General features: G+C 72.6%; 4 protein-coding genes. 1 reads left to right on the plus strand and 3 read right to left on the minus strand.

Going from position 1 to position 4,919, the window contains the following annotated elements:
- Positions 1-191: 191 nt before the first annotated feature.
- Together D7X12_RS39250 and D7X12_RS39255 are read right to left on the minus strand one after the other, a co-directional pair.
- Positions 192-2,153: a 2,3-oxidosqualene cyclase gene (locus tag D7X12_RS39250; protein ID WP_120630269.1), complete on the minus strand. Its 1,962-nt coding sequence runs from the start codon at positions 2,151-2,153 to the stop codon at positions 192-194.
- On the minus strand, positions 2,150-3,193 hold the full coding sequence (locus D7X12_RS39255) for a squalene/phytoene synthase family protein (RefSeq protein ID WP_120630270.1): 1,044 nt from the start codon (positions 3,191-3,193) through the stop codon (positions 2,150-2,152). Before D7X12_RS39255 ends, D7X12_RS39250 begins: the two co-directional genes overlap by 4 nt.
- Before the next feature lie 88 nt (positions 3,194-3,281).
- On the opposite strand from D7X12_RS39255, the gene D7X12_RS39260 reads away from it, so the two are divergent.
- Positions 3,282-4,694 carry an FAD-dependent oxidoreductase gene (locus D7X12_RS39260; RefSeq protein ID WP_158620211.1) on the plus strand — a complete coding sequence of 471 codons (1,413 nt, stop codon included), beginning with the start codon at positions 3,282-3,284 and terminating at the stop codon, positions 4,692-4,694.
- Here the strand turns inward: D7X12_RS39260 and D7X12_RS42660 are convergent.
- The coding region (locus D7X12_RS42660; protein ID WP_208719580.1) for a hypothetical protein at positions 4,634-4,919 on the minus strand (286 nt) is incomplete at its 5' end. The two genes, D7X12_RS39260 and D7X12_RS42660, sit on opposite strands and share 61 nt — an antisense overlap.

The raw sequence follows: 4,919 nt of genomic DNA on the forward strand, positions 1-4,919 counted from the left end.
CCACCTACCACCGCCACCTTCATCGCCTGCATGTCCGGCCTCCCTGCGCGCACCCGGGACATTCCAGGTGCCTTTGCGGGAACCACGATGGAGGGCCCTGAAAGGTTACAGGCCCGGTCACGGCACGCCCGAATGGGGCCCAACGCCCGTCGGGATGCCCCTGTGCCCCCTCGGAGCATCTCCGGCGTTCTTCAGGTCGGGAGCGCGTGCCCCTCCTCCCTGGATGTCCTGCGCGAGAAGCCGCGACGCTCCCAATCCCCCGCGAGTGACAGCGCCCACAGCGGGAAGATGCGCAGGTAGGCGTCGTAGTGGATGGCGCAGGTGCGGTTGAACACGCCGGCCAGGGGCTCCGGCGGCCACCGGCCATCCGCGCCCTGCCTCGCGCGGAGCCACGCCACGCCCCGCCGCGTGGCCTCCGAGTCCGCGTCCCCCGTGGCCACGAGCGACAGCAGCGCCCACGACGTCGTCACCGCGTGCCCCGTGGGCCCGTCCACCCAGCGACGCTCGCGGCAGCTCCGCACCGTCTCGCTCCAGGAGCCGTCCTCGCGCTGCCGGGCCTTGAGGAACGCGGCGGCCCTTCGCAGCGCGGGGTCTTCACTTCGCGCCCCCGCGGCCACCAGCCCCGTCACACCGAACCACGTGCCGTAGCTGAAGCACACGCCCCACGAGCCCTCCCAGCTTCCGTCCGGGCGCTGCGTGCGGCGCAGGAAGTCCACGCCTCGCGCGATGGCCCGCCCCACCGGCGCCTCCGGCCGCGCCGTTCGCCACGCCACCAGCGCCTGCACGCACGCCGACGTGCACTCCACGTAGCTGGTGTCCACCATGATGCCGGCGAACGCATCCGAGGGATTGAGCCGCTCCAACCAGCGCGGCCCCCGCTGTCGCTCGTAGGTGGCCCAGCCACCATCGCGGTTCTGCAGCGAGAGGATGAACTCCACCGCCTGCGCCAATCGCTCACGAGGCACCCGGTTGAGCCCGAGCGGCTCCAACAACAGACACGCCTTCAGCGCCTCCGCGGTGCAATCACTGATGGGCCAGCCGTGGGCGCGCGTGCTGAACGGCCAGCCTCCCCGACTCGGATGCCGGTAGAAGCGCCCGGCGTCCGGCGAATCCTCCAGCACCTGCTCCGCCTCCAGGAAGCGCCCCGCCCGCGCGAGCGTCTCCCGCGCCCCTGCCGTCGGCCCCGACACCACCAGGGCCTGCACCGCGAACGCCGTGTCCCAGAGCTGCGAGGAGTTGTAGCCGTTGACCTTGATGCCATCCGGGGAGTGCTGGAGGTAGTCCGGCAGGCGCTCCAGATGGGCTCGCACCTCCGGGCCCTCCGGGCGGGCAAAGTGCCACACCACGGTGTTGAGCACCTTGTTGATGGGCCCGATGCAGACGTGGTGCGTGGCCTCGTCCTCCGCGCGGATCAACGCCAGGGACTCCTCCAGCGCCCGGGCGCGCAGCCGCTTCGAGTGGATCCGCTCATACATTCCAAGCACGCGATTCACCGCGCGAAGCCACACGCTCCGGGGCGTATACGCGTCGGACGCGGCCACCCGGCCGCGCGCCCTCTTCCAGTCCACGTCCGCGTACGGCTGGGGATACAGCTCACGCCGCAGCTCGGCCAGCAGGGGCGTCTCCACCGCGCGGGCCCGGCGGCCATGGAGCCACCCCATGGGCAGGTACACCATGCGGCAATGGCACCACAGCCGCGACGGGTGGAACGGCAGCGCTCGCGGCAACAGCCACAGTTCGGGAGGAGCCGGGTCCAGCCCCGCGTAGTCGTAGAGCCCCAGCAGCGCGAGGACGAACTTCCCCGAGGAGCTGCTGCCCAGCGGCCCCCCCCGGGGAAGGAACCACGCCCGCGCGCGGAGCAGGCCCGGGTCGTCGGCACCGATGCCCATCAGCCGCAGCGCCACGTAGTTGAGCACCGTCGTGAAGACGAGGCTGGGCGACTCCACGTCCAGCCCCCACCCGCCATCCGCGTTCTGGTGCCCCCGCAGGTGGACGATCAACCCGTCCCGGATGCGCGCGTCCGGAGTCCTCCCCATCACATACAGCCCGGCCACGTACACCGGGCTCAGGAACAACGGGCCGCCGTAGTCGCCCTTCCAGGAGCCATCCGCCTCCTGCGTCCGGGCCAGCACGTCGCGGGCACGCGAGCTCATGTCAGCGCCTCCATCCCATGCGGCACCCGTGAGCATTCCGCATGGAGCGCCCGCAGCGCGGCGTCCGAAGACACCCGCTCCTGTGTGAGCAGCATCAGCGACCGCACCGCGTCGCGACCTATCTTCACCGGCGCGGGGTCGAACACCGCGGGGTTGCCCTCCACCGCGTTGAGCGTCAGCACCGCGAAGAAGAGCGGGTAGAGGCAGAACAACCGCAGGCCGGGCTCCTCGGTGGGCAAGGCCAGCGAATACTCGAGCGCCACGTCCAGCTCCCCGCGCGCCACCGCCACCAGTTCGTCCATCAGCGCGACCGCCTGCGCGCGGTGGCCCGGCAGCACGAGCGTGGCGGGCTCCAGCCCGTGCGCGGCCATCCGGTCCCGGGGCAGCCAGCAGCTTCCCCGGTCCAGGTCCTCGCGCACGTCCTTCAGGATGTTGGTGAGCTGCAGCGCCCGTCCAAAGGCCACCGCCCGTGGAACGAGCCGGGCCTCCCGTGGGACGACCCACGGTGAGGAGGCGACGAAGAGCCCGGTCAGCATCTCCCCCACCACGCCCGCCACGTAATAACAGTACAAGGACAACGCCTGGAGGTCGGGCAACCCCCTGACGCCACCGCCGCCTCCATTCACCTGCTGGATGTGATTCATCCCGCCCGTCATCGTGCGCACGCACCGCGCGATGTGCGGGTGTACCCAGGGAGGGAGCGAGGCCAGCGTCTCCAGCACCGTGGGCGTCCCCGCGACCAGTTCGGCCTCCGCCACCGGGGCTCCGCTTCGCAACGCCAGACACGCCCTCCGGGAGAAGGACCGCGTGCGAGCCTCCCAGCCCGGCTCCAGCGCCACCAGTCCGGCCAGCTCCTCCAGCAACCCTCCCTGGAGTGCACCCGGAGCCTCATCCTCCAGCGTGTCCGCGATGCGGCACAGCAGGTAGGCCACCGTCACCGCCAGGTCCAGCGGCGCCGGCAGCAGGGGGATGTTCAGCGCGAACGTCCGGGACACCCGGGGCAGCTGCGCGCGGCAGAAGGACTCTCCTGGGACCACCATGCCTGCCTCCTCTTCGTGCGGCGTGACGCACCAATGGCTAAGTCGTCAATGACAGACAAACTGTCGCGTGAACCGAGTGGGGGACCGCGTGGGGGACGTCGATGTGGTGATTGCCGGGGGCGGGCCCGCGGGCTGCGCGGTGGCGGCGGCGCTCGCCGAGCTGGGCTGGTCCGTCCTGCTGCTCGACGCGGGCGTGGACCGCCACAAGCAACTCGCCGGGGAGCTGCTCCACCCCACCGGCGTGCGGGACCTGCGCGCGCTGGGCTTCGGCGGCGTCATGGAGGCCTGGACGTCCCAGCCCGTGCGCGGCTTCGCGGTCCGCTTCCACGCCCCCACCACGCACACCCTCCTGCTCCCCTATGGACGCGGCGTCACCGGGCTGTCGCTCGAGCACGCCAACCTCACCGTCCCGCTCCTGGAGTCGGTGTCCCATCGGCCCGGCGTCACCCTGCACGGCCGCGCCCGCGTGACGGCCGTGGAGCACAACGACGAGCACGGCGTCCGCCTGCGCTTCTCCCACGCGGGCGCCGAGCACACGGTGCGGGCCCGGCTGCTCGTGGCCGCGGACGGACGCGCATCTCCCGTGCGGCGGATGCTGGGCATCGCCGAGCACCACCTGCGCATCTCCACCATGCTGGGCGTCACCGTGGACAGCGCCTGTCTGCCCTACCCCGACCATGGGCACCAGTTCGTGGGAGGCCCGCTGCACGCGCTCGCCTATGCCATCCAGCCCGGCGTGGCGCGGGTGATGGTGGACCTTCCCCTGGGCAGCACCGCCGGGACGTTGAAGGCCCGGCCGGAGTTGCTGCTCGCCCTGCCCCCGGGTCTGAGGTCCGAGGTCCAACGGGCCCTGGAGCAGCAACCCGCGCCGCGCATGGCCTCCAACGACGACCGGCTGGCGGAGACCGTCTGGGCGGGCAGCGCCGTGCTCGTGGGCGACGCCGCCGCGTGCTGCCATCCGCTCACCGCGAGCGGCATGGCCTCGTGCTTCCACGACGCGCGCGCCCTCCAGGAAGCGCTGCACCGCCACGCGGACCACATCCCGCGCGCGCTCGAACGCTATGCCCATGAGCGGCGGCCGGCGCAGCGCACCCGCGTGGCGCTCGCCTCCGCGCTCTACAGCGCCTTCGCCGGCCAGGACGAGGGCATGCGGGCGCTGAGGCTGGGGCTCTTGCACTACTGGGAGCACAGCCCTCGCGGCGCGCGCGCCTCCATGGCCCTGCTCTCCTCCGAGGAGCCGCGCATGCGGGTGATGGCGCGCGAGTACCTGCGCGTCGTGGGCCATGCGCTCGTCGCGATGCTCTCCACGCGCGGGCCGGGCCGCCGGCTGCGGTCCGCCGGGCCCCTGCTGCGCTCGGCCGGGCCTCCCCTGCGGGACGCCGTGGCGAGCGCGGTGGAACAGTTGGGAAGCTGGCTGCATCGTCGCGTCCGCCGGCCCGTCTACACGCTGGCCCGGGCGGGCTGGGCGTCCCCCAGGCGCGCCTTCGAATCCAACCGGTAGCTCCTGCCGCGCCAGTCCACCTCGCGCGACAGCCGGGCGCACAGCGCCGCCCCCACGCCCAGCAACGGCAGCACCGCCGGCACCCAGAAGTGCCGGGGCGCGACGCTCGGCCCGTGGCACTCCCGCTGGAGTCGCAGCTGGCTCCACACGGAGAAGCCAATTGGCAGCGCCGCGATGGTCGCGAGCCCCCAGTCCCTTCGCGCCACCGCCACCCCCAGGCCTCCC

Source organism: Corallococcus sicarius, assembly GCF_003611735.1.
Classification (GTDB): Bacteria; Myxococcota; Myxococcia; order Myxococcales; family Myxococcaceae; genus Corallococcus; species Corallococcus sicarius.